18 protein-coding genes, 15 pseudogenes and 1 riboswitch are annotated in these 25,064 nt (G+C 42.2%); of the genes and pseudogenes, 31 read left to right on the top strand and 2 right to left on the bottom strand.

The window, feature by feature from the left end:
* Positions 1 to 79: 79 nt before the first annotated feature.
* The 24 genes and pseudogenes from JCM19033_RS11570 to JCM19033_RS11470 all read left to right on the top strand — a co-directional run bounded on the left by JCM19033_RS11570 (position 80) and on the right by JCM19033_RS11470 (position 18,899).
* Entirely contained in the window at positions 80 to 325 is a 246-nt protein-coding gene (locus JCM19033_RS11570) for a YqzK family protein (protein ID WP_054636415.1), read from the top strand.
* A complete protein-coding gene (xerD, locus tag JCM19033_RS11565) occupies positions 306 to 1,214 on the top strand; it encodes a site-specific tyrosine recombinase XerD (RefSeq protein ID WP_054636414.1) in 909 nt (302 codons plus the stop codon). The genes JCM19033_RS11570 and xerD overlap by 20 nt, the downstream gene beginning before the upstream one ends.
* Before the next feature lie 137 nt (positions 1,215 to 1,351).
* A pseudogene (deoB, locus tag JCM19033_RS11560) lies at positions 1,352 to 2,544 on the top strand (phosphopentomutase).
* Between the two features lie 37 nt (positions 2,545 to 2,581).
* Positions 2,582 to 3,384, top strand: a pseudogene (locus JCM19033_RS11555) (purine-nucleoside phosphorylase).
* 6 nt (positions 3,385 to 3,390) lie between these two features.
* A pseudogene (locus JCM19033_RS11550) lies at positions 3,391 to 4,204 on the top strand (purine-nucleoside phosphorylase).
* Positions 4,205 to 4,226: 22 nt separating this feature from the next.
* Positions 4,227 to 5,082, top strand: a pseudogene (locus tag JCM19033_RS11545) (thymidine phosphorylase); the annotation flags it as partial.
* Complete coding sequence (locus tag JCM19033_RS28175) at positions 5,059 to 5,526, top strand: hypothetical protein (RefSeq protein WP_374701236.1); 468 nt, start codon at positions 5,059 to 5,061, stop codon at positions 5,524 to 5,526. The pseudogene JCM19033_RS11545 and the gene JCM19033_RS28175, both read left to right, overlap by 24 nt.
* Positions 5,527 to 5,647: 121 nt before the next feature.
* Positions 5,648 to 6,372, top strand: a pseudogene (locus JCM19033_RS28170) (D-alanyl-D-alanine carboxypeptidase family protein); the annotation flags it as partial.
* Between the two features lie 24 nt (positions 6,373 to 6,396).
* Positions 6,397 to 6,846, top strand: coding sequence for a hypothetical protein (locus JCM19033_RS28165; RefSeq protein ID WP_374701235.1), 450 nt, complete (start codon positions 6,397 to 6,399; stop codon positions 6,844 to 6,846).
* 122 nt (positions 6,847 to 6,968) lie between these two features.
* A pseudogene (gene spoIIAA / locus JCM19033_RS11535) lies at positions 6,969 to 7,318 on the top strand (anti-sigma F factor antagonist).
* A 2-nt stretch (positions 7,319 to 7,320) separates the two neighbouring features.
* Positions 7,321 to 7,761, top strand: coding sequence for an anti-sigma F factor (gene spoIIAB, locus JCM19033_RS11530; RefSeq protein WP_054636413.1), 441 nt, complete (start codon positions 7,321 to 7,323; stop codon positions 7,759 to 7,761).
* 10 nt (positions 7,762 to 7,771) lie between these two features.
* Positions 7,772 to 8,521, top strand: a complete 750-nt coding sequence (gene sigF, locus JCM19033_RS11525; protein WP_054636412.1) for an RNA polymerase sporulation sigma factor SigF — start codon at positions 7,772 to 7,774, stop codon at positions 8,519 to 8,521.
* Positions 8,522 to 8,695: 174 nt separating this feature from the next.
* Positions 8,696 to 9,295 carry a stage V sporulation protein AA gene (locus tag JCM19033_RS11520; RefSeq protein ID WP_054636411.1) on the top strand — a complete coding sequence of 200 codons (600 nt, stop codon included), beginning with the start codon at positions 8,696 to 8,698 and terminating at the stop codon, positions 9,293 to 9,295.
* Positions 9,296 to 9,297: 2 nt separating this feature from the next.
* Positions 9,298 to 9,719, top strand: a pseudogene (locus JCM19033_RS11515) (stage V sporulation protein AB).
* Between the two features lie 27 nt (positions 9,720 to 9,746).
* On the top strand, positions 9,747 to 9,962 hold the full coding sequence (locus tag JCM19033_RS25730) for a stage V sporulation protein AE (protein WP_269758154.1): 216 nt from the start codon (positions 9,747 to 9,749) through the stop codon (positions 9,960 to 9,962).
* Complete coding sequence (locus JCM19033_RS11510; protein ID WP_269758153.1) at positions 9,940 to 10,320, top strand: stage V sporulation protein AE; 381 nt, start codon at positions 9,940 to 9,942, stop codon at positions 10,318 to 10,320. The genes JCM19033_RS25730 and JCM19033_RS11510 overlap by 23 nt, the downstream gene beginning before the upstream one ends.
* A pseudogene (locus JCM19033_RS11505) lies at positions 10,305 to 11,781 on the top strand (spore germination protein). Before JCM19033_RS11510 ends, JCM19033_RS11505 begins: the two are co-directional and overlap by 16 nt.
* 388 nt (positions 11,782 to 12,169) lie before the next feature.
* Positions 12,170 to 13,486 (top strand): annotated as a pseudogene (lysA, locus tag JCM19033_RS11500) (diaminopimelate decarboxylase).
* Between the two features lie 53 nt (positions 13,487 to 13,539).
* Entirely contained in the window at positions 13,540 to 13,974 is a 435-nt protein-coding gene (locus tag JCM19033_RS11495) for a peptidylprolyl isomerase (RefSeq protein WP_054636410.1), read from the top strand.
* Positions 13,975 to 14,468: 494 nt separating this feature from the next.
* A riboswitch (FMN riboswitch) is annotated at positions 14,469 to 14,617 on the top strand.
* Positions 14,618 to 14,876: 259 nt separating this feature from the next.
* Complete coding sequence (gene ribD, locus JCM19033_RS11490; RefSeq protein WP_054636488.1) at positions 14,877 to 15,968, top strand: bifunctional diaminohydroxyphosphoribosylaminopyrimidine deaminase/5-amino-6-(5-phosphoribosylamino)uracil reductase RibD; 1,092 nt, start codon at positions 14,877 to 14,879, stop codon at positions 15,966 to 15,968.
* A 1-nt stretch (position 15,969) separates the two neighbouring features.
* A pseudogene (gene ribE / locus JCM19033_RS11485) lies at positions 15,970 to 16,619 on the top strand (riboflavin synthase).
* A 35-nt stretch (positions 16,620 to 16,654) separates the two neighbouring features.
* Positions 16,655 to 17,847 (top strand): annotated as a pseudogene (locus JCM19033_RS11480) (bifunctional 3,4-dihydroxy-2-butanone-4-phosphate synthase/GTP cyclohydrolase II).
* A gap of 20 nt (positions 17,848 to 17,867) precedes the next feature.
* Positions 17,868 to 18,340 (top strand): annotated as a pseudogene (gene ribE, locus JCM19033_RS11475) (6,7-dimethyl-8-ribityllumazine synthase).
* Between the two features lie 193 nt (positions 18,341 to 18,533).
* A complete protein-coding gene (locus tag JCM19033_RS11470; protein ID WP_054636409.1) occupies positions 18,534 to 18,899 on the top strand; it encodes a GNAT family N-acetyltransferase in 366 nt (121 codons plus the stop codon).
* Between the two features lie 63 nt (positions 18,900 to 18,962).
* Here JCM19033_RS11470 and JCM19033_RS11465 read toward each other — a convergent pair whose 3' ends face one another.
* Positions 18,963 to 19,490: a DUF309 domain-containing protein gene (locus JCM19033_RS11465; RefSeq protein WP_054636408.1), complete on the bottom strand. Its 528-nt coding sequence runs from the start codon at positions 19,488 to 19,490 to the stop codon at positions 18,963 to 18,965.
* Positions 19,491 to 19,926: 436 nt separating this feature from the next.
* On the opposite strand from JCM19033_RS11465, the gene JCM19033_RS11460 reads away from it, so the two are divergent.
* From JCM19033_RS11460 to JCM19033_RS11445, 4 genes and pseudogenes are all read left to right on the top strand, one after another.
* The gene (locus JCM19033_RS11460) at positions 19,927 to 20,691 is read left to right on the top strand and encodes a segregation/condensation protein A (protein ID WP_054636407.1); all 765 of its coding nucleotides are present in this window, start codon (positions 19,927 to 19,929) and stop codon (positions 20,689 to 20,691) included.
* Positions 20,684 to 21,262, top strand: a complete 579-nt coding sequence (scpB, locus tag JCM19033_RS11455; protein ID WP_054636406.1) for an SMC-Scp complex subunit ScpB — start codon at positions 20,684 to 20,686, stop codon at positions 21,260 to 21,262. Before JCM19033_RS11460 ends, scpB begins: the two co-directional genes overlap by 8 nt.
* A 191-nt stretch (positions 21,263 to 21,453) precedes the next feature.
* A pseudogene (locus JCM19033_RS11450) lies at positions 21,454 to 22,369 on the top strand (superoxide dismutase).
* 159 nt (positions 22,370 to 22,528) lie between these two features.
* Positions 22,529 to 22,735 carry a DUF1657 domain-containing protein gene (locus tag JCM19033_RS11445; RefSeq protein ID WP_054636405.1) on the top strand — a complete coding sequence of 69 codons (207 nt, stop codon included), beginning with the start codon at positions 22,529 to 22,531 and terminating at the stop codon, positions 22,733 to 22,735.
* A 231-nt stretch (positions 22,736 to 22,966) separates the two neighbouring features.
* Here JCM19033_RS11445 and JCM19033_RS11440 read toward each other — a convergent pair whose 3' ends face one another.
* Complete coding sequence (locus tag JCM19033_RS11440; protein ID WP_054636404.1) at positions 22,967 to 23,650, bottom strand: DUF421 domain-containing protein; 684 nt, start codon at positions 23,648 to 23,650, stop codon at positions 22,967 to 22,969.
* A 246-nt stretch (positions 23,651 to 23,896) separates the two neighbouring features.
* Between JCM19033_RS11440 and JCM19033_RS11435 the strand changes: the two genes are divergently transcribed.
* The 3 genes and pseudogenes from JCM19033_RS11435 to JCM19033_RS11425 all read left to right on the top strand — a co-directional run.
* Positions 23,897 to 24,358 (top strand): hypothetical protein, encoded by a 462-nt coding sequence (locus JCM19033_RS11435; protein WP_054636403.1) that lies wholly within the window; start codon positions 23,897 to 23,899, stop codon positions 24,356 to 24,358.
* A gap of 27 nt (positions 24,359 to 24,385) precedes the next feature.
* Positions 24,386 to 24,883 (top strand): annotated as a pseudogene (gene spoVAC, locus JCM19033_RS11430) (stage V sporulation protein AC); the annotation flags it as partial.
* Positions 24,852 to 25,064 (top strand): annotated as a pseudogene (locus JCM19033_RS11425) (stage V sporulation protein AD); the annotation flags it as partial. The pseudogenes spoVAC and JCM19033_RS11425, both read left to right, overlap by 32 nt.

Below are 25,064 nucleotides of genomic sequence, written 5' to 3'. Positions count from 1 at the left end.
AAGATAGCTGTCTCATGTATATTTCTTATCTATTTAGGCATAGCTTGAAATTAAGCATGCTTTTTTAGAGGTGAATAATATGAGAAAGTGGTTTAGCCCCATGTTTGATGCTGTTAAAGTATTTCTTGTCTTTGCAATGTGCACGACATTTTTTTATTATGGTATTCTATGGATAAGTGCAGAGTATGAAAGCGATCATAGGTTTGAAGAGCCCCAGGGAAGGGCAGTAAAAGTGATAGAAATGTTTGAAGAACCAGGACCGTCAGTCTGGCTGGAACGGCTACTGTTTTTTACCGGCACGGGGAATGACAAGGGGGGAATTTAATGGAGCATGGGTAGATGATTTTCTCCATTACATAAAAGTAGAACGGGGATTGAGTGAAAACACTGTCAATTCGTATAAAAGAGATTTAAAGGCTTACCTTTTATTTTTAAAAGAAAGAAACAACATTGCAACGTGGGATGAAGTACGACGAGCTGACATTACGGAATTCCTCTATCTATTGAAAGAAAAAGGAAGATCCCAGGCCACGCTGGCCAGGACCACGTCTTCCATAAGGGCGCTTCATCAATTCTTGCTGAGAGAAAAAACGGCTTCCAGTGACCCTTCAGAGCTGATCGAAACACCTAAAGGGGACAAGAAGCTTCCCGAGGTGCTATCAACCACAGAAGTAGAGTTATTATTAGATGCAACTGGCGGAGCTGATGATTTTTCCAGGAGAAACCGGGCGATGCTTGAACTTCTTTATGCTACAGGCCTGCGAGTTTCTGAAATGTGTGAATTAAAAAAAGGCGATGTTCATTTATCAATGGGGTTTGTCCGCTGTACGGGAAAAGGAAACAAGGAAAGAATTATTCCGTTAGGAAAAGTTGCCATTGAAGCTTTAGAAATCTATTTGCAAAAAGCACGTCCTGGATTAGCAAAAGAAAAACCACACGAGCAGTTATTCGTAAATCATCACGGGAACCCTTTATCACGTCAAGGTTTTTGGAAAATATTAAGAGGAATAGCCGACAAAGCAAATATAACAAAAGCGCTGACACCTCATACTCTTCGTCATTCATTTGCCACTCACTTACTGGAAAATGGTGCAGATCTGAGAGCGGTACAAGAGATGCTTGGGCATGCAGATATCTCAACCACACAAATTTATACACACATATCAAACAAAAAACTAAAAGATATTTACAGTTCGTACCATCCCAGAGCATAAAAGAAAAGGACAGGCTCACAATAAACAAAGATTCTATTTCAGGCCCTTTGATAAGAGAGGTATTCTTATGGGGGCTTTTGGTTTGCTTACAAAGCAATGAAAAGGGAGAATGAACAGTACATAAAGGAGGAAATGATATGGCGGAAAATATACCTTTTAAGAGAGTCTTCTTAATTGTGATGGACTCAGTAGGGATAGGGGAAGCTCCAGATGCTGCAGAATTCAATGACGTAGGAGCTGACACCCTCGGCCACATCGATGAGAAAACAGGCGGTCTTTCTATGCCAACTATGGAAAAGCTAGGACTAGGGTGGATTAAGGAAACGACGGGGATCCGAAAAATAGATGCTCCTCTCGCTTCTTTTGGAATTATGGAAGAAGCTTCAAGAGGAAAAGACACGATGACAGGCCACTGGGAGATTATGGGGCTGAGAATAGACGAGCCGTTTCGCACGTTTCCTGATGGATTTGATGAAGGGCTGATTAAACAGCTTGAAAAGGAAACAGGAAGAAAGATAATCGGTAATAAAGTAGCCTCAGGAACAGAGATTATCAAAGAATTAGGGAAGGAGCATATGGAGACAGGTGATTTAATTGTTTATACGTCCGCAGATTCTGTGCTTCAAATTGCGGCTCATGAAGAAATTGTCCCTGTAAAAGAGCTCTTTGAGATATGCGAAAAAGCCAGAAAACTTACGTATGAACCTCCCTATATGATAGGAAGAGTGATTGCTCGTCCGTTTATTGGTGAACCAGGAGCTTTTGAGCGTACAGCAAATCGTCATGACTATGCTTTAAAGCCTTTTGGCAGAACAGTTATGAATGACCTGGCAGACCAGGGATTTGACAGTTTAGCCATAGGGAAGATCAGCGATATTTATGATGGAGAGGGTATCACCGAATCCTTGCGGACTACTTCGAATAGTGACGGAATGGATAAGATCATTGAAACAGCAAACCGTGACTTTACAGGACTGAGCTTTTTGAACCTTGTAGATTTCGATGCTAAATTTGGACATCGCCGAGATGTAGACGGGTACGCAAAAGCCCTTGAGGAATTTGACCGCCAGCTGCCGGAGTTACTGGAAGCTTTAAAAAGTGATGATCTCCTGTTACTTACCGCTGACCATGGAAATGATCCGACACACCACGGGACAGATCATACGAGAGAAGTAGTGCCTTAATCGCATATTCTCCTTCTCATTCAGGGGGCCAGGACCTTGGCGTGAGAAAGACATTTGCTGATGTAGGCGCTACAATTGCTGAAAATTTCACATTGAAAGCTCCTTCCCATGGAACGAGTTTTTTATCCGCTCTTAAGAAAGGATGAGTAAAACCATGAGTCAAGAAGTGAAACAAAAAGAAGCATTTTCTTTTTGCGTGGACAGATTCAAGAAACACCCAAGGCAGGCTTAATTTTAGGGTCCGGGCTTGGGGTGCTGGCAGATGAAATTGAAGAGAGAATTGTCATTCCTTACAGCAAGATTCCAGGATTTCCTGTCCCAACTGTTGAAGGACACGCCGGTCAACTGGTTTTTGGCAGACTAAAAGGCCTCCCTGTTGTGGCTATGCAAGGGAGATTTCATTTTTACGAAGGCTATGCGATGAAAGAAGTGACTTTTCCCGTACGAGTAATGAAGAATTTGGGCGTGGAAACGCTGCTGGTGACAAATGCAGCAGGCGGAGTGAATGAATCCTTTGAAGCCGGAGATTTGATGATTATCAAGGATCATATTAACCTCATGGGGGATAATCCCTAATGGGAAAAAATAATGAAGAGCTGGGTCCTCGTTTTCCAGACCTCTCTTCAGCCTATGACGAGAAACTAAGGACAGTGGCAAAAGAAACTGCTCAATCCCTGAACATGTCTATTCGTGAGGGCGTGTACATAGGCAATACTGGCCCTGCATATGAAACGCCTGCTGAAGTGAAAATGGCAAGGACTTTGGGAGGCGATGCTGTAGGGATGTCTACGGTCCCTGAGGTTCTGGCTGCCAGACATGGCGGTATGAGAGTACTCGGTATTTCCTGCATTTCTAACATGGCCGCAGGTATACTCAATCAGCCTCTGAGCCACGATGAAGTTATTGAAACAACTGAAAAAGTGAGAGAAGAATTTTTGTCTCTTATGATAGGGATTATAGGACGAATGAATGAGGAGGAACTATAAATGAATATGTCTGCCAAAGTAAAGGAAGCTGCGTCTTATCTTAAAGAACAATTTAGCGTAAATCCAAAAGTGGGCCTCATTTTAGGATCAGGACTTGGTGATCTTGCAGAAGAAATAGAGGATGCGATCTACGTTGAGTACCAATCTATTCCTCATTTTCCTGTTTCTACAGTGGAAGGACATGCAGGAAGACTTGCCGGGGGGACTCTCGAGGGAAAAGACGTTGTAGCGATGCAAGGACGTTTTCATTATTATGAAGGCTACAGTATGCAAGAAGTGACGTTTCCTGTCCGTGTCATGAAAGAGCTGGGGGTAGAAACGATTATTGTTACGAATGCTTGCGGCGGAATGAATCCTTCATTTAAGCGGGAGATCTTATGGTAATTGAAGATCATCTAAATATGACAGGGGCCAATCCTCTCATTGGGCCAAATGATGAGGAGTTAGGACCGCGCTTTCCAGATATGAGTCAGGCTTATGAAAAAGGTTTACAGGAAGTAGCTCAGAGGGCAGCTGATAAGCTGGGAATTTCCATACAAAAAGGTGTGTACGCCGGAATCTCAGGTCCTGCTTTTATGACTGGCGCTGAACTTATTATGCTTCGTAAGCTTGGAGGTGATGTCGTAGGGATGTCCACGGTTCCTGAAGTAATTGTTGCACGACATGGAGGACAGAAAGTTTTGGGCATTTCCTGCATCACAGATATGGCAATCGGTGAAGAAATTGAAGGTGTAAGCCACGAAGAAGTAATAGAACGGCGACAAAGACGAAGCCTCGTTTTATTTCTCTCGTTAAAGAAGTATTAAAGACAATGCCATAGGGCGAGAGGGGGACGATTTACTATGCGTATGGTAGATATCATTGCAAAAAAAAGAGATGGGGAAACCCTTACAAATGAAGAGATTAAGTGGTTTGTTGAAGCTACAGCCGAGGGGAAATCCCAGATTACCAGGCTTCAGCTTTTGCCATGGCTATTTATTTTAAAGGAATGACTCAGCAAGAGGCGGCGACGCTGACATATGAAATAGCAGCTTCAGGAGATCAATTAAATCTGACGGAAATTGAAGGAATTAAAGTAGATAAGCATTCTACTGGAGGAGTAGGAGACAAGACTACTTTGGTCCTTGGGCCATTAGTGGCCGCCCTTGGTGTTCCAGTTGCAAAGATGTCAGGACGAGGGCTGGGCCATACAGGAGGCACCATTGATAAATTGGAAGCCTTCAATGGATTTCGGACAGAATTAGAGCGTGAGGAGTTCATTCGTCTCGTGAACGAAAATAAAATTGCTCTCGCCGGACAATCTGGAAACCTGACACCTGCTGATAAAAAACTTTATTCGCTCAGAGACGTAACGGCTACTGTTGATTCGATTCCCCTGATTGCAAGCTCGGTAATGAGTAAAAAATTGCAGCCGGAGCCGATGCGATTGTCTTAGATGTTAAGGCAGGCTCAGGTGCTTTTATGGACAAGGTGGAAGATGCAAGAAAGCTGGCGAAAGCAATGGTTGATATTGGTAACTCTCTGGGGAGACAGACAATGGCAGTCATTAGTGATATGAATCAGCCCCTTGGCCGCCTTGTCGGCAATGCACTTGAGGTCAAAGAAGCTATTGATACGCTAAAAGGTGAAGGCCCGGAAGATCTTCATGAGCTTTGTCTGACACTTGGAAGCCATATGGTAGTGCTGGGAGGAAAAGCAGACACTGTTCATGAAGCTAGGACCATGCTTGAGCAAGTGATTCAAAACGGAAAAGCTTTGGAAAAAATGAAGACGTTCATTGAAGCACAGGGGGGAGATCCGGCTTCCGTTGAAAGACCGGAGACCCTTGTTACAGCTTCCTCTTTCATAGAGGTAAAAGCTGATACAGAAGGCTTTGTCCATCGAATGGATGCTGCTCTGATTGGAAGGGCAGCAATGGTATTAGGTGCAGGCAGAGCGACAAAGGAAGATAAAATAGACCATGCAGTAGGAGTTGAACTAGTAAAGAAAATTGGGGATTCTGTGAAGCATGGAGAGACTTTGGCCGTTCTTCATACAAATAAAGATGAGAATGAAGCTGTCAAAGATATGATTAATAGAGCGTATGAGATTGAAGAGAAGCCTGCCTCAGCCCCTTCTTTAATTTATGATACGATTGAATAATCCACATGAATTCCTATCCTTTCTAAAGGATAGGAATTTTTTTATTCTTCCATTGTCCTGGCAGTATGAAAGAAGAAATTTATGGAAACTCTAGTAGTAAAAAATCTGGAGGTCCTGTACTATGAGGGGATTATTAAAAAGAAGTACATCTATATTTCTTGCTTGTTTGCTAGTCTTATCCGTTTCTCAACATGCGTTCGCAGAGGAGAAACAAGCTGAGCTTGCTGAAGAGGCTGCAGCTGCTATTTTGATGGAAGCAGATACAGGTAGAGTATTATATGAGAAAAACAGTGAGGAGTCCCTGCCTCCGGCGAGCATGACAAAAATTATGACCATGCTTTTAATTATGGAAGCGATAGACGAAGGAAAAATTGACTATGAGGATAAAGTGGTAACGAGTGAGTATGCGGCTTCAATGGGAGGATCACAGATCTTTCTTGAACCTGGCGAAGAAATGACTGTAAGGGATATGCTGAAAGGAATTGCCGTTGCTTCTGGAAATGATGCTTCTGTGGCAATGGCCGAACATATTGGCGGGTCAGAGGAAAAGTTTGTGGAGATGATGAATAAAAGGCTGAAGAATTGGGCCTTGAAAATACTCACTTTACGAACACCAACGGCCTGCCTGTTGAGAATCATTACACGAGTGCAAAGGATCTGGCTTTAATGGCTAGAGAGCTGTTAAAACATGAGAAAATCACATCTTTCACCGGAATTTATGAAGACTACTTAAGGCAGGGCACAGATGATGAATTTTGGCTTGTAAACACAAACAGGCTTGTAAAATTTTATCCAGGAGTGGACGGGTTAAAAACGGGATTTACTCAAGAAGCTAAATACGGCTTGGTTGCCACTGCGAAAAAACAGAACATGCGCGTTATTTCAGTAATAATGGGAGCCACAACACCCAAGACCAGAAATAGTCAGACAACATCGCTCCTTGACTACGCTTTCAATCATTATGATATCCAGCCTCTTTACGATAAGGACCACGTCATAGATCGTGCAGCAGTGGAAAAAGGCGACGCATCCCATGTGACGGGAGTGTTAGGAAGCAGGATAAGCCTGCTGATTCAAAAAGGCATGAAGCTTGAAGATATAAGTGAAAAAGTTGAAATGAACAAGAATTTAAAAGCACCGATTAAAAAAGGAGAAACGATCGGGAAATTTGTAGTAGAAAAAGATGGAGAAGTATTGGCAGAAACGGATATCGTCGCACGTGAAGACGTAAAAGAAGCCACGTGGTGGGGATTGTTTAAACGAACTTTGGCGAAGATGTCCGGCATAGATGCAGGCAGTAATGAAAAGGAAAGCGAATAGCTTCTTCTTTACACGATTTGCCACTAGTTTTGTCAGTGGGAAAGGAAGAGGAAGGTGTAAGGAGAATATATGTTTCAGAAAGATGCTAGTGTTTATCAAGAATGAAATGGGAGTGAGAGCCGATGAGCCTTTCGATTGATTTAGAACGAAAAGGAGACGTACTTTGTGTCCGTTTAAGTGGGGAATTAGATCACCACACTGCCATGATGTGAGAAATAAGGTGGAACGAGCGTACGAGCCTGAAGAAATAAAGCATATTCTTTTAAACCTGGAAGACTTGACCTTTATGGACAGTTCAGGAATTGGAGTCATTTTGGGAAGGTATAAACAAGTGATAAATAGAGGGGGCCAAATGGTTGTATGTGACATTTCCCCTCCTGTGAAAAGACTGTTTGAAATGTCAGGGCTATTTAAAGTTTTGCGTTTGGAAGAGGGAGAATTTGATGCTTTACGAACTTTGGGGGTGGCGTAACAGTGAAAAATGAAATGAGACTTGAGTTTTCCGCTGTTAGTGAAAACGAATCTTTTGCCAGAGTTACTGTAGGAGCTTTTGTGACACAGCTTGATCCAACGATGGAAGAGTTGACAGAGATTAAAACAGTAGTATCCGAAGCAGTCACGAACTCAATTATTCATGGTTATGGTGAAAACCCTGCAGGCACGGTTATTATTATGGCTAAACTTGAGGAAGATACAGTGGAACTTACGATAAAAGACGACGGACAAGGGATTGGAAACGTTGATAAAGCAAGGGAGCCATTGTATACAACAAAACCAGACATGGAACGGTCAGGAATGGGTTTTACGATCATGGAAAATTTTATGGACTTAGTAGAAGTGACCTCAGAACCGGGATTGGGGACCACTGTTTATTTAAAAAAGCATTTATCTAAAACCAAAGCGTTTTGTAATTAAGGGCAACGCCATGGGGACAGAAGTAAAAAAGAATAAACAGTTGAGTGATGCCAAGCTGAGGGAACTGATTGCAAAAAGCCAAAGTGGTGATTTTGAGGCAAGAGAGTTGATTGTTAACAGTAACACCCGTCTTGTCTGGTCGGTCGTCCAGCGTTTTATGAACAGAGGGTATGAAGCAGATGATCTTTTTCAAATTGGCTGCATTGGTTTAATTAAATCTGTAGACAAATTTGATTTAAGTTACGACGTTAAATTTTCCACTTATGCTGTTCCGATGATTATCGGGGAAATTCAAAGATTTATCAGAGATGACGGCACGGTGAAGGTGAGTCGTTCCTTAAAGGAATTAAATAATAAGATCAGAAAGAAAAAGGAAGAAATGACGAAGGAATTGGGACGAACCCCTACTGTGAATGAAATTGCTGCTGCTTTAGAGATTGCACCAGAGGAGATAGTGTTTGCCAATGAAGCGACAAGGTCACTTTCTTCCCTGCATGAGACCGTCTATGAAAATGACGGCGATCCTATCACGCTTATGGATCAGATTTCAGATGAAAATGAACAGAAATGGTTTGATAAGATTGCTCTTCATGAGGCGGTAAGCCATCTTGAAGAAAGAGAAAGGCTGATTGTGTATCTTCGTTATTTTAAGGATCAAACACAAGCAGAAGTGGCAAGAAGACTTAGTATCTCCCAAGTTCAGGTTTCTCGTTTAGAAAAGAAAATACTGGATAAAATAAAAAGCCGGATGGATGAATAAACCATCCGGCTTTTTGTATTTTAACAACAACTAATATTTTTTTATTAAGAACAGTGGGCGTCCTTGTTAGAGGTTTCTTCTTAGTAAGATGAAGTATTTCCTCAATTTTAGAATGAGGAAAAAAAAGGCGTTCATACTAAAAACAACTAAGATCTCCTGAGAGGAGGAACAACTTTGGATGAAATCATTTATATAAAGCTTAAAAGCAGAATCCAAAAGAAGCTGAACGAACGAGTGCTGGTCAAAGATGTTGCTTATCTGGAAGGTCAGGAAAAGATTAAAACGGCGATGGGAGATCTCGTACTTTATGAAGTAACCAAAGCAGATAAAACCCACGTGGTGATAGACATTATGGACGTGCTTTTCCTCCTTCGAACCCGGCATCCTGACCTTGACGTTCAGTCTCTTGGCCCGGTGAACACGATTATCGAAGTGGACCGGGGGAAGCGCCCTCCATCTCTTCTTTTTGTATCCTTTGTTTGGTTTCTTCTGTTTGTTGGAGCAGGACTTGCCATTATGAATTTTCATGAAGACGTGAGCATGCTGGAAGTCCATCAGAAAATTTTTATGATCATTACAGGAAATGAAGTATCGGCACCCTGGCTTCTGCAAATTCCTTATTCCTTTGGGCTTGGGCTTGGAATGATTTTATTTTTTAATCATTTATTCCGTAAGAGAATAAACGAAGAGCCAAGTCCCCTTGAAGTGGAAATGTTCAATTATCAGCAAGATATGGACCGCTACGTAATTATGTCCGAAAAAGAAAAACTGTAAAGATGACTATTGAACCTTTACTGTCAATTCTCGTTGGTTTAGCAGGGGGGCTGGCTGTCGGAAGTGGTTTTGTAGCTTTTATTTCCGTGCTTGGAATTATTCCTCGTCTAGTCCAGCTGACTCGGTCTTATCATCTTGTACAGCTGTATGAGTGGGCAGTGATAACAGGTGCCATTGCCGGATCTGTTTTCACTCTTCATCAGCCTCATGCTCATCTGCCTTCATTTTTAGCAGTCCCGGTCGGGCTTGCTGCAGGAATGTTTGTAGGTATGCTGGCAGCGGGTCTGACAGAAGTGCTCAACGTGTTTCCCATTCTCTCAAAACGAGTAGGATGGAGAATAATATCCTAGTTTTACTGATGGCGCTAGTGTTAGGGAAAATAACGGGATCACTCTTTCATTGGCTTTACTTTGTTAACCATTAAATAAAATGAAAGGAAAGGGAGAAGCTAGTGAGTAGGAAAAAGCCAGTAATTTTTATAACAGATGGAGATTCTGCTGCCGTGAAAGCAGTAGAGTGTGCTGCAGGAGAATTACAGCTCCCCTTTCTTACAGCTTCAGGAGGTAATCCTTCTCCTCCTAATACAACAGAGCTGGAGGAAATGGTTAAAAGCGCAGAAGGGGAGCCGGTTTTGCTGTTGTTTGATGATGCCGGGCAGCAAGGATAGGGCGGGGAGAAGAGAAGATGATAGCCTTAACAGAGGCAATACAGTTGATGTATTAGGTGTCATAGCTGTGGCATCCACCTCGAAACAATTTGACTGGACCAATGTTGATGTATCAATAGACAAGTTTGGGAACCTTACTTCTTATGGAGTGGATAAAGAAGGGATAGAGGACCTTGAAATTGGCCGGCTCAAAGGAGATACAGTGTATTGTATTGATGACCTGGGAGTTCCTGTCATCGGCGTAGGGGATATAGGCAAAATGGGAGGGTGGGATGACCCTGAAAAAGGCTCGCCGATAACAAGAAAAGCTATTGAAATCCTTATCGAACGGAGTGGTTGGAATTGTCGCAACAAGTAGAAGAAAAACAGTCTCTCTTTCCACAACTTCATAAAAATGAAAAATTACTAACAGAACGCCTGGGAATCGGGACAAGTTACGATGTAGGAATTCGAAAGCTGAACATACTTGGGAAAGAAATTCAAATTTATTACGTAAATGGACTTTCAAATGATCAATACGTAATTGAGATTTTACGAGAGCTTATGCTGCTTGAATCACGTGGCAGGGAAGTTCACGATGTTCAAAAAGCAATAGAAAACCATCTTACCCATGTTCAAGTAGAGTATAAAGATACCTTTGAGGATTGTATCACAGAGCTCCTCTCCGGTCTTGCTGTTATTTTAATGGAAGGTAAAGCCGAAGCCTTCATAGTAGATGTAAGAAACTATCCAGGACGAGGCCCTGAAGAGCCAGACACAGAGAAGGTCGTGCGTGGAGCAAGAGACGGATATACAGAAAACATCGTAGAAAACACGGCCCTTACAAGAAGAAGGATAAGGGATCCAAACCTTCGCAATGAAATGCTTCGGATAGGAACGAGATCGCAAACCGACGTCTGTCTATCCTATATAGATGGGATTGCTGACCCTGCCTTGGTGGAGATCGTGAGAAAAGAACTGGAATCCATTAATATTGACGGTCTTTCTATGGCTGACAAAGTAGTGGAAGAGTATATCGTTAAACAGGGAAACAACCCTTTTCCGCTTGTTCGTTATACGGAAAGGCCTGACGTGGCAGCTACTCACCTTTTAGAAGGGCATGTTGTTGTCATTGTGGATGCTTCCCCTAGCGTAATCATCACACCAACGACAATGTTTCACCATGTCCAGCATGCAGAAGAATACCGGCAGGCCCCGGCCATTGGGACGTTCTTTCGTTGGGTTCGTTTCCTCGGAATTCTTGCTGGAGTCTTTCTAGTTCCACTTTGGCTGCTAATGGTGTTGTCTCCGGAAATGCTGCCTGAAATGCTTGATTATATAGGTCCCGACAAATGGAGATCAAAATGTTCCTATTTTTGCTCAAATTCTAATCGCTGAATTTGGTATAGAACTTCTGAGGATGGCTGCCATCCATACTCCTTCTCCTTTGGCAACGGCTCTTGGGTTAGTCGCAGCACTTTTAATTGGGGAAATTGCCATTGAGGTCGGGTTGTTTACCGCAGAAGTTATCTTATATATTGCCGCAGGGGCGGTAGGTCTCTTTGCCACACCAAGCTATGAGCTGGGTGTTGCGTTAAAGATTTCCAGACTTGTTCTCATTGTTCTCGTCTTTTTGTTTGAAGGGCCAGGCTTCATTATTGGTACCACGATCATTTTCTTGTTGGTATGTGCCATTCGTTCCTTGAATAAACCTTATCTTTGGCCGTTTTTGCCGTTTGCACCCAAGGAATTCTGGCAGATTATTGTACGTACTACTGTACCAACTCTTCGATTCAGACCAAAGATTGTTGACCCTCAGGATCCCATCAAGCAATCATAAAAAAAGAGCCAGGCTGTTGAGAAAAGCGTCTCAACAGCCCTTTTTTGCTTAAGATAAACCCAGTGTAATTAGTACTTTAAAATAAACTCACTCCATGCCCGCGACCCTCGTTTGCTATGTAGGTTTAAACGAGTATAGTGCCGACTTTTAGAACTCTATCACTATGATAAAAAACAAAAATTTCTCAACAACCTCGAGCAGCTATGTTGCTGCTTTTTTTATTGGCTTTTTGCTGAACATGATTTAACGTTACATTATATAGTAAGGTTTAGCTACTGGCATAGGGCAAAAATACAATTTCAGGGAAGTGGACTCTTTTTCTTTTGCTAATGTATAAATGATGATAAAATGGACACATTGATTTAAGGGGTAAGGAGAGAGAACGCTCATGTATTTACATGGAACGAGCAAGATAAATGAAAAGGGCCATCTGGAAATTGGTGGAGTAGATACTGTCGCTATAGCCAAAAAATATGGGACCCCTGTATTTGTATACGATACAGCATTAATTCGTAAACGGACTGAGGGCTTTCAAAAGGCTTTTATAGAAGAAGGTGTGTCCTATCAAGTGGCGTATGCCAGCAAAGCATTCAGCTGCCTGGCAATGATACAGCTGGTTGAAGAACTAGGCATGAGCTTGATGTGGTATCAGGAGGAGAATTGTACACAGCTAAACAAGCGGGATTCCCGATGGAGCGTGTCCATTTCCACGGTAACAATAAAAGCGCTGAGGAAATCCGTATGTCCATAGAGTTAAATATAGGCTGTATTGTTGCTGATAACTTTTATGAGCTTGACTTAATTAAAGAAGAAGCGAAGAGTCAAGGGAAAACTGTGAAGGTGCTTCTCAGGACCACTCCTGGAGTAGAAGCTCATACTCATGATTACATTTCAACTGGCCAGGAGGATTCGAAGTTTGGTTTTGACCTTGCGAGCGGGCAGGTTGAAAAAGCAATGGAAACCATTCTTTCTCAGCCAGAAATAGAGCTCCTCGGCTTTCATTGCCATATTGGCTCCCAAATTTTTGATACAACTGGTTTTACAATGGCAGTTGAGAAGCTGTACGAGAGTATTAGAAAGTGGCAGGAGAAGTTTGACTATACCTGACGTATTAAATGTCGGCGGGGGCTTTGGCATACGTTATGTTGAAGGAGATGACCCTCTGCCTCCGGAAGAGTATGTAAAGGATGTAATTAAGGCTGTAAAAAAAGAAGCGAAGGCTTCTGGAATGGATGTTCCTGAGATTTGGATTGAACCAGGACGTTCTATCGCAGGAGATGCAGGAACCACCCTTTATACAATTGGTTCTACAAAAGATATTCCAAATGTACGTAGATATGTTTCTATTGACGGTGGAATGACAGATAATATTCGTCCGGCTCTTTATCAGGCAGAGTATGAAGGAATTCTTGCGAACAGAGCAAACGAGAAAGCCGCAGATAAGGTTTCAATTGCAGGTAAAGCCTGTGAAAGCGGAGATATGCTTATTTGGGACCTCCCGCTCCCGGAAGTAAAACACGGTGATATTTTAGCTGTCTTTTGTACGGGGGCTTATGGGTATTCAATGGCTAATAACTACAACAGAATCCCCCGTCCTTCTGTTGTATTTGCAGAAGAAGGAAAGACTCATCTGGTTGTAAAAGGCGAAACATATGATGATTTAATTCGTAACGACCTTCCTTTATATGCCCCGGAACGAGTATAATAATAAACAGTGCCCTTCTTTGAAAGGGCCACTACATACAATGAGGTGAAGAAATGAAAAAAGGTACAATTTCTTTTGAAAACGGTGAGACAATCCATTTAGAATTCTTTGAAGAAGATGCTCCTGGTACGGTAGCTAATTTTGAAAAACTTGCAAATGAAGGGTTTTATAACGGTCTGACATTTCACCGTGTAATTCCTGGCTTTGTAGCTCAAGGCGGTTGTCCTCAAGGAACTGGGGCAGGCGGTCCTGGATATACAATCAAATGTGAGACAGAAGGCAACCCTCATAAGCATGAGAGAGGATACCTTTCAATGGCCCACGCTGGAAAAGATACGGGCGGAAGCCAGTTCTTTATCCTGTTTGATCGCCAGCCTCACCTGGATGGCGTCCACACTGTTTTTGGCAAGGTAACAGATGGACTTGAAACCGTAGACCGTATTCAAGGTGGAGATGTAATGAAGGAAGTTAAGGTGTGGGAAGAATAAGCACAGTCTTAAAGGCTTCATTGCATAAACTTTTTGGTTGTCTATAAGAGACTGGGATAAAACAGTCTCTAAAAAGGAATAAAAGGTGTCAGTTATCGATTTTCGATAGCTGGCACCTTTTTATTGATCAGAAATGGGTTGATCGGGCTTACGGGCGGTGTACTTTCTCAAGTTCACCGCCAGTAATGCAAATCCTATTTAGTTTTTCACCTGTTTTTTCCTCTCACCGACATTCGTATTCACTTCTATGCAGCTGGCAGGACTTTAGCTAACCGGGGAAGATTACTCCGTCCCCTACTTCTTACTTTTCAATAGAACTGGTTAGGCGTAATATCGGGACGTTTTTGTACAGCAATGTTTAAGTTTCCAATATCTAAAACGAACTGACAGAAATGGGCGCTGGAGAAAGATTTCTATGAATAAGTCTTCATTGTTGCTAGTTTGGCCGGATAATATGGTATACTAATTAAAAATTGAATATATCAAGCCATGCGGTTTGCCTTCGGGGTCGGGTGAAATTCCCAACCGGCGGTGATAAAGCGATATTCGTTTTTCAGTCCGTGACCCGTGTTTTCATTGAAGATACGGTGGATCTGGTGAAACTCCAGAGCCGACAGTAAAGTCTGGATGGGAGAAGGAAAAACCGTGTTCACCTCTTTGCACTTATTTTGCTTGTTTTTTATCAAGCCGAATATCCCAGGGGGAAGTCTGTCTATTTCAGGCTTATACCTTCCGGGAAAGAGGCTTATTTGAACACGTGTATATTACTTACGTTCCCTGAAGAAACCTTTTCTTCAGGGGGTTTTTATTTTGTATAAGCGGTGAAAGAGTGAGGGCCTTCTAGAAAAGCAAAGACCAATTGACCGCAGAAGGAAGCTTGATAGAAGGGGGAGCCATCCATGATAAATGATCAATCCTATATGAAACTAGCATTGGACTTAGCGGAAAAAACAGAAGGACAAACTTCCCCAAACCCGGTAGTAGGCGCTATCGTCGTGAAAGAAGGGCGTATTCTTGGAATGGGGGCTCATTTAAAAGCAGGGACAGAGCACGCCGAGGTGCATGCTTTAGCAATGGCTGGAGAAGAAGCAGCGGGAGCAGATATTTATGTAACCCTCGAACCTTGCAGTCATTACGGTAAAACCCCCCCCTGCGCGGATACAATTATTAATAAAGGAATTAAACGCGCTGTCATAGCAACGTCCGATCCTAACCCTCAAGTTGCAGGAAAGGGCATACAGAAATTAAAGGAGGCGGGGGTAGAGGTTGTCCTTGACGTGGAGAAAGAAAGAGCAGACTGGCTGAACCGGAAATTTTTTCATTTTATGAAGGCGAAAACTCCCTATGTCACCTTAAAGTCGGCCACTTCATTAGACGGAAAGACGGCTACAGTTACCGGGGAAAGTCAATGGATTACTGAAAAAGAAGCGAGGGAGGATGTTCATCATTCACGGCATACTCATGATGCCATCCTGGCAGGGGTTGAAACAGTGAAAAAGGATAACCCTTCCTTAACGACAAGGCTTCCTTCAGGAGGCGTCCACCCGATAAGAGTGATTCTCGATACAAATTTACGAACCCCCCTGCAGGCGAAAATGCTTCATGACGGACTTGCTCCCGTATGGATCATTTGTGGAAGCGATAACGATGAACAAAAAATGAAACAGTATAAATCATTAGGTGCTGAAGTCATTAAAATGAGTCATTCTTCTATCAGCCTTCAGGAGATGCTGAACGTTTTAGGAGAAAGAAATATTCAATCCCTTTATGTTGAAGGAGGCGCGACAGTTGCCGGGTCCTTTGTGGAAGAAAGGGCGTTCCAGGAAGTGATTATGTATATGGCACCTAAGCTGATTGGCGGCAAAGATGCTCCTACGGCTGTAGGAGGAGCAGGGATAGCAAATATTAATGAAGCCATCGCTCTTGATATCATATCAGTCGAAAAAGCAGGAGACGACCTCAAAATAACCGCCCGGCCAAAGGAGGCTTTTTAAGATGTTTACAGGTATTATTGAAGAAAAGGGAACGATAAGGTCATTACATCAAAGCGGCGAGGCGATCGTCATGAGTATCGAAGCAAGAGAAATATTAACGGATGTCGGTCTTGGTGACAGTATCGCGGTGAACGGAGTTTGTTTAACAGTTACTTCGTTTGATGACAGCCATTTTACTGTTGATGTTATGCCGGAAACAGTCAGAGCTACGAGTCTAAGGACATTAAAATCCGGTTCAAAAGTAAACCTGGAAAGAGCTATGGCAGCAGGCGGCAGATTTGGAGGCCACTTTGTTTCCGGCCATGTTGACGGAACAGGCGAGGTGCTTGCAAAGAAGCCGTTAGATAATGCCGTGTACTTTACCATTAAGGTACCAGCTCATCTAACACCGTATATCATGAATAAAGGGTCAGTGTGCATTGATGGAATAAGCCTTACCGTGTTTGGAATAGATCAGCAGGAGCTGACACTTTCCATCATTCCCCATACTCTTTCGGAAACAATACTAGGGGAGAAGTCTGCTGGTGATCCGGTAAATATCGAGTGTGATATGCTTGCAAAATATGTTGACCGGCTGGTGGAAACAAAGCTTCAATCACCGAAAACAGGAAATATTAGTGAATCTTTCTAGAGGAAAACGGCTTTAAATAGAATGGGCAGGAGAGTGAAAGACCATGACTGAAAAAATGTTTGATCCGATAGAGGAAGCGATTTATGAATTAATGCAAGGAAAGGTAGTTATTGTTTGTGATGATGAGGATCGTGAAAACGAAGGAGATTTTGTGGCTTTAGCAGAAAAAGTTACTCCTGAAACAATTAATTTTATGATTACTCATGGAAGAGGCCTGGTTTGCGCTCCAATTTGTGTGGATCGTGCAAAAGAGCTTGATTTGCAGACAATGGTAGACCATAACACTGATCCACACGGAACTGCTTTTACTGTGAGTATTGACCACAAAACAAATGCAACAGGAATCTCTGCCCATGAACGAGCTGATACGATCCGGGCTTTAATCGCTAAAGACACCAAGCCACATGATTTTAAAAAGCCTGGACATATATTTCCTCTTGTGGCCAAAAATGGCGGTGTGTTACGCAGAGCAGGGCATACAGAAGCTGCTGTGGATTTAGCCAGGCTCTCTGGAGCTGAGCCTGCAGGGGTTATTTGCGAAATTATTAAAGATGACGGGTCAATGGCGCGGTCCCTGATTTGAGGAAAATTGCAGACCAGCATGAAATTAAAATGATAACCATTAAAGACCTGATTCAATACCGCCATAAAAAAGATAAATTAATCAGAAGAGAAACTGAAATAAAACTTCCTACAGACTATGGAGATTTTAGAGCGGTAGGCTACACATCAATTGTAGATGAAAAAGAAAGCATTGCCCTCGTTAAGGGCCAGTTTGCTCCGGACGAGCCCGTTCTTGTTCGGGTGCATTCCGAGTGTTTAACAGGAGATGTATTTGGTTCCCACCGCTGTGATTGCGGACCACAGCTGAATGCTGCCTTGCAGCAGATAGAAAAAGCAGGAAAAGGTGTCTTGTTATATATGAGACAGGAAGGACGGGGAATAGGCTTAATTAACAAAATGAAAGCCTATAAGCTTCAGGAAGAAGGCTACGATACCGTTGAAGCAAATGAAAAGCTGGGATTCGGTCCGGATCTTCGTGATTATGGCATAGGAGCACAGGTTTTAAGAGATCTTGGAATTTCCAAAATGAAGCTGCTGACTAATAACCCCAGGAAAATAACAGGACTTAAAGGGTACGGACTTGAAGTTGTAGAGCGAGTGCCGTTAGAATTACCATATAACAAAGATAATGAAACTTATCTACGCACCAAACATTCTAAATTAGGACATATGCTGCATCTTTAGCAATGAAAGGGGAAATTGACATGGGAAACATTTATGAAGGTGAACTAGTGGCACGGGCCAGAAAATTGGTATTGTAGTTGGAAGGTTCAATGAATTTATTACGAGTAAATTATTAAGCGGAGCAGAGAATACGCTTAAACGCCATGGCGTAAATGAAGAAAATATTGATATTGCCTGGGTACCAGGTGCATTTGAAATTCCTTTTGCAGCAAAAAAGATGGCTGAAACAGGGAAATATGACGCCATCATTACACTTGGAACTGTGATTCGCGGTTCTACTCCTCATTTTGACTATGTGTGCGGTGAAGCTGCAAAGGGAGTAGGTTCTCTTTCTCTTCAAACCGGGATTCCTGTAATATTTGGTGTCCTTACCACGGACACAATTGAGCAGGCGATTGAGCGTGCCGGGACGAAAGCAGGAAATAAAGGGGCAGAAGCAGCTGTGACAGCAATTGAAATGGCCAACCTTGATAAAAGCTTAAAAGAAGAGTAAAATAATGATAGCGTAAATGGATAAGCAGTATAACATAAAAGGACAAACATTCTTAATGTGAGTCAAATTTCCTTGCCTGTAAGTGGTAAAATATGTCGTTTGAACCTTTTCTTTTGGTTTTACACAGGTATAATTGAGGAAGAAGGAACAGCATATTAAGGTATAAGATCAACATGAGCAATGAGGGATGAAAATGTTCATCAAGTACAAATCTTCGTATAAAAAGATAGCTATGGGTCTTCTTTCTTTTATGCCTGAAGAAAAGGAAGTCAAGAAACTGCAGGAAACCATTCGTCTTTATGAAGAAGAGGAAAACAGGCAGTTGTATCTTTGGAAAGAAAACGATGACCTTGTAGGTGTAATCGGAATTTATATGCATGAAGATGGAACACCTGAACTCAAGCATCTTTGTGTAAACCCTTCGTTTCGGGATGAAGGAATTGGCCGGAAAATGGTGTCTGTTCTTTCGCAACGCTTAGGCTGTGAAATGGTAGGTTCTGAAGAAACATCAGGTTTTTTGAGCTGCTGTGAAAAAGAAGTGAATCAAGAAGTGAATTAGAAGTTTGCAGGATTGTAAATAATAAGCATAATATAATAAGCATAAAAAAACGGAAGGCGTAAGTTACGCCTTCCGTTCCTTTTCTTTGACATATTGTTGTTTAAGGCGTTCCTCAATCACTTCGGAACGGTCACGGAGAGTGTGTTTATGAATAATCATACCATTTTCGAAGTCGCTGTCGGATCCCCAGAGAGTGCCGATTTCCAAGGATTTTTGCTTGCAATAGGCAAGGAGATCCAAATCAGCGATTGGGAGGTTAAATTCCTCATAGTCCTTATATTCATACATATCCGTTAGCCTCTGTTCAAGTCTTTGTAGTAACTCCTCATATTGTAAACCAAGGAGCTTTAAATTCTCCGCTTCTTTACTTAAAATGTTTATGGCGCTTGTCATCATACGAATGGCACCAGAGAAATTATTCCTTCTTTGGTGGTATAAGGAAACGGCCACTTGTATTAAACCCACCCAGTGGGGTTTTCTTTCTTCTTTATTATCTTTCTTCCAGTGCTCTTCAAGAACCTCGTGACATTCAAAGAAGTCTCTGGGCCCATGAAAGTATACCAGGTATTCGATATATGCGTTTGGATACATAGACAGCAGAAACTCCTTTCTTACAAAGAAAACCGATAAGTTTAGCATGGCAATTATTATAACACATTTAATCCAGCTTCAATAGCTGATTGCCTTTGTTAAGAAAGGTGTTATGTTATAATTTCAACAGTTTCAAGTAAAAACACGCGGTGTTTTGCCGGAAAAATATATTTTTTACCAATTATTTTTTAATCTTGTTCCATCTTGCTCGTCAAAGACGCTTGATAACACTTATAGGGACAAGCAGACACCGATTTATACATCCCTTCATTCTCGTTCCTCGGGCATGTGGTCTCTGATTCCTCTGGACCCCCCTGCGGGCTCGTGAGGCTCATGCATTCCCGAAGGAGTCGCTCTTTTATCTACAATGCCATGAATTGTGAAAAATTAACAGTCCTTTTTTAACAGAACCATTTTAAAAATCAGGTGATAAGACGTGAACTCATACAACGTAAAGATTGATGCTTTTGAAGGTCCCCTTGACCTCTTGTTACATTTGATACAGCAGGCAGAAGTTGACATTTATAACATTCCTGTTTCAGAAATAACCGAGCAGTATCTCTTGTACGTGCAGACGATGCAGGAGCTGGAATTGGATGTTGCCAGCGAATATCTAGTGATGGCTGCAACGCTGCTTGCTATCAAGAGTCAAATGCTCCTACCAAAGCAGGAAGAAATGATAGACGAAGAACTGACTGAGGATTGGGAGGAAGACCCCAGGGAAGAATTAATGAGCCAGCTGCTGGAATATAAGCGATTTAAAGAAGCGGCGGGCACTTTAAAAAATCGTGAGGAACAAAGAAATCTTACATTTTCAAAGCCCCCGAGCACGATAGATAATAGCCAGACTTTAGAGGAAGATAAAGAAATTGATACGAAACACCTTTCTTTATATGATATGATTCAAGCTTTTCAGAAGTTAAAAGAACGTGTCCGGTACAAAAAGCCTCGTCAGACGAAGATTCGTTCCGAAGAAATTCCTTTAACTCAAAGGATGGACGAAATTCGGACATTGTTATCAAGACAAAAAGAACCTACAACTTTTTCAAAACTATTTGATTCCCCTGATAAATCTCATATGGTTGTAACTTTTTTGGCGGTTTTGGAATTAATGAAAGCTCATTCCATCTCCTGCATGCAGATGGATAATTTTGAGGACATCATTATTATCAGCAGAGAGGGGGAGATACAAGATGAGTAACAAGGATATGCTGTCGGTGCTCGAAGGACTCTTATTTGTATGCGGGGATGAAGGCCTAGCTGTTCCGGATGCGGTAAAAGCGTTAGACGGAGATGCCGGGGAAGTGAAAGAAGCGCTCCTTCTCCTTTCAAGCAACTATGAAAATGAAGAACGTGGCCTGCAAATCAAGGAATTTGGCGACAGATTTTATATGATGACGAGAAAAGAACATGCTCCGTATTTTAAAAAACTGATTGACCAGTCAAGAAAAGGCAGTCTGTCACAAGCTTCTCTTGAAACATTGGCTATCATAGCATATCAACAGCCCATCACAAGGGTGGAGATAGAAGAAATCCGGGGAGTGAAATCGGAGAAGCCGATGCAGACCCTGATTAGCAAAGGACTGGTTCAGGAAGCTGGAAGAGCGCAGAGTACAGGAAGGGCTATTTTGTATCAAACGACCCAGCGTTTTCTTGATGTTTTTGAACTTTCCTCTTTAGAAGAGCTTCCTCCGTTGCCTGAGGGAAAAGAAGAAAGTGAGGAAGAAGCAGACCTCTTCTTTGAAAGCTTTGAAGATACAATCAAGGAATAGGCCATCCTGTCCTGGTGCCAGGCACCAACTTTGCTTGTAATAGTAGTTCCTGTGGATCAGGCGTGGGCTCTTATTTATGTTACAGCGTTCCAAGGTGCCAGGCACCTCCCATAAAATGGGAGGTGTCAATTTAAGAGAATGGGACAACTCCTCACTCCATAAGTTTTAAAATAGAGAAAGGAGTGAGGCTCTTGTCCCAGCGGGAAGAATGGAATGAGTATCTTTATCGTGTAAAAGAGTGGATGGATGATTTGGAAGAATATATATACCATTCAAGAGTAGATGTGCAAAGTGACGAGCAGGAAGAAGCGCCTATGGAAACGGAACTTTATCGCTTAAAAGAATCATGGCCGGAATCAATGGAAGAAGATAAGGAAAAGCTCGATTATTTCATAGAGCAGGTAGGAAGAACAGCAAAAGCATATGAACAATTTCAGAGCGGAGCAAGTGTAACGACGGAAAGCAGAGGGGAGACTCAGGATTACGTGCCCCCTGGAGAACACCGCCTTCCTCCTTTGCCTTATTCCTACGATGCGTTAGAGCCAGTGATCTCTGAAGAAATTATGAGACTTCATCATAGTGAACATCACCAATCTTATGTTGATGGACTAAATAAAGCAGAAGAAGAAATGCAAAGGGCAAGAGAAACGGGAGATTTTGAACTGTTGAGATATTGGGAAAGAGAAGCTGCCTTTAATGGCGCCGGCCACTATTTACACACCATTTTCTGGAATAATATGAGCCTGCTGGCGGAGGAGAACCTGGTGGTGAGCTCAGAGATTTCATTGATAGAGACTTTGGCAGTTTCGAAGGATTTAAAGAGCATTTTAGTGAAGCTGCAAAAAAGGTCCAGGGTGTTGGGTGGCTATCTTAGTGTGGGCGCCACGAGCCAGAAGACTTGAAATTCTCCAGGCTGAGAAGCATCATTATTTATCACAGTGGGACGTTATCCCTCTTTTAGTACTGGATGTCTGGGAGCATGCCTATTACTTACAATACAAAACAGAAAAAGGGAAGTACGTGGATAATTTCTGGCATGTCATTGATTGGGATGATGTGTCTGACAGGTTCGAAAAAGCCCGTCGTCTCCAGTGGGAGCCCTTTTAGCACGTCTCCACGGATAGCTCGTTGTTTTCCCCATTCCACTAGGTATAAATAACCCGTCTTCGTTGGAAGGCGGGTTATTTAATGGAAAAGTATGACGCGCATATTGTACTTGAATTATTCCATATTAAATAAGGAATACGATAAAGGAGTGAGATAGGAATGACCGTTGGAACACAAATTAAACAAACATTAGCAGGTCTCAAAAGTGCACAAGCGAGTTTGGAGACCTTTGCTTTACAAACTGAAAATCAACAAGCAAAGCAAACATATCAAAACCTTGCGCAGCAAACTCAGAATATCGTGGACAGTTTAGATATGAGAATGAAGCAGGTGGAACAGGAAGAACCTCAATATTCACAGCAATAGAATACAATGTGTCAATTACCCAGGCTTTCTCTAAAAGCTGGGTTTTTTATGTTTTTTCTTCTTGTAGCGTGGGGTAAAAAAATTTAAAACATATTACTCTCTTCTTCTTCTTCGCTGACTCCTGGTCAGATTGTTCCCTCCAAACCATTTCTTTTCTAAAAGACTTCTGAGAAAGACAGGGCATGGGCATGTTAAGACCATCCGAAGAGCCATCCAGTGCGAGTGAGCTTTTTACTCATATTTTTGTATGTGCAAAGGCAGGGACCCGTCCCATTCAGCATATAACACTCTTCTGATGTTAGGTATGCCGGCTTTGTTTAATTCATTCAAAATCTGGTCCTTAGTCCAGTTTATTTCTTTGAGGTTATCTTCCACCCACTCCCCATCTAGAATGACACTCATAGGAAGATAAGAAGAGGTTTTAGGTATATTTAAATCTTCTTTTGTTGGCGTGGCAGCACGATCTGCTTTCATAACGCTAACCGACCCATTCGCCTCTAAAATAGCATACTGTACATCTTTCAAGCTAAAAATATCCTTATCCCGGAGAAGGTGCTGCAGTTGGTTTAAGTCTAACTTATTGCTCTGTAACGCTTGATAATCTAATTGTCCGTTTCTAATTACAATCGTAGGTTTCCCTTCTAAAACATTTCTGGACCGTTTGAATTTCTGAGTGATTTTTTCAATTGTTGAAATGAGAACCGTCCAGACAAAGATGGCATAGAGAACGTATGTCACATGAATCTCTTTATCATAAATTGCATTTCCAACAAGTTCACCTAAAACCAAAGCAGAAATAAAATCAAAGGGAGTAAGTTGGGTAATTTGAGTTTTACCTAAAAGCTTTGTAACCACTAAAAGAGCAAAGAAGCCTATGAGAAGTTCAACGGTTAAAAATCCATAATTTGTATTCATATTCCATCAACTTCCAAAGTGTTTTTTTATACTATTTCCCTCATTTGCCAAAAAATACAGGATTTACTCAAGAGTTTTAATCGATGAATGGACACAGAGTGGCAGATGTAATCGAAACGCTGTTCTTCAGACCAAAAAGAACAGCCCATCAGTTGATTTACAACATCCTCCAAATAAGAAATACATAAATGGAACTGAATTTTTCATACTAAAAGGAGAAATGTAGAAGGTTGGAGGTGCAGGTCAATGAAATTGAAACACCTAACATGTGTACTGCTGCTTATCGCTTCCATTGTTTTTATGACTGCTGGCTGCCAGCAGCCTCCTGAAATATCCGGACATACTGAAGTGTCACCGCCAGAGCCTGTTAAAAACGCTGCGGCACCGCTCCAGGCAAGGGCCGAGGAAGCCAAAGCCATAATTCGGGCCATGGAAGAAGTGACAGAGGTTACAGCCGTAAGCTTTGAAAAAGAGCTTTATATTGCACCGCAAGTGAAGCACAGTGCCCGTTTACGTCTGAAAGAGATTAGAGAAGCCGGTCACAGGAAGCTCACCAAGCGCTGGCCTGGTATGACGATTTATTTGTCCACAGACCAGAAAGCCTTTATGGAGCTTGAGAAATTAGAAAGAGAGGTCCACCAGCGCCAGCTTACCAAAAGTGATATCAATAAACGATTAGGTAAAGTGGAAGAGTACATGAAGGGATAACAAGGGGGATAATAAGGTGGCTAATGAAAAAAGAAAAATCTTACACCAGCCCAGCAGGAATATCAAACACTGGCGAAAGGAAGAGAGCCTGAGCGGCCCGTTGTGCAGAACTGCATTCGTGCTTTTTGGGTTGGAGGCCTTATTTGCTTTGTAGGACAAGGGATTCAAACTTTTTTTCTTCATTTTTTTGATTTTAATGAGCGGACGGCGGGCAATCCTACTGTTGCAGTGTTAATTATACTATCAATTTTGTTGACTGGATTTGGTGTATACGATCGCTTTGCTCAATATGCTGGAGCCGGGACAGCGGTTCCTGTTACTGGGTTTGCCAATGCCATGGCAAGTGCGGCCATCGAGCATAGGACGGAAGGATATGTCCTGGGAGTCGGCGGCAACATGTTTAAACTGGCCGGTTCGGTAATTGTATTTGGAAGTGTCGCTGCCTTTTTTATCGCTCTCATTAGAACCATTCTTATACAGTGGGGGGATTGTAATGTTAGCTGGCCGCCAGTCATGGGTATTTGAAAGCAAACCGGCAATCATTTCAACAGGAGTCGTTGGCGGGCCATTTGAAGGAAAGGGACCGCTATGCAATGACTTTGACGCCCTTCATGAAGATTTGTGGATGGAAGAGGATTCTTATGAAAAGGCTCAAAAAAGTACTTATGGAGGAAGCGTTTCAATTTGCATTAGATAAGCAGGGTTT

The organism is Thalassobacillus sp. C254 (assembly GCF_001310615.1).
This window is presented reverse-complemented; position numbering and strand designations above follow the sequence as displayed.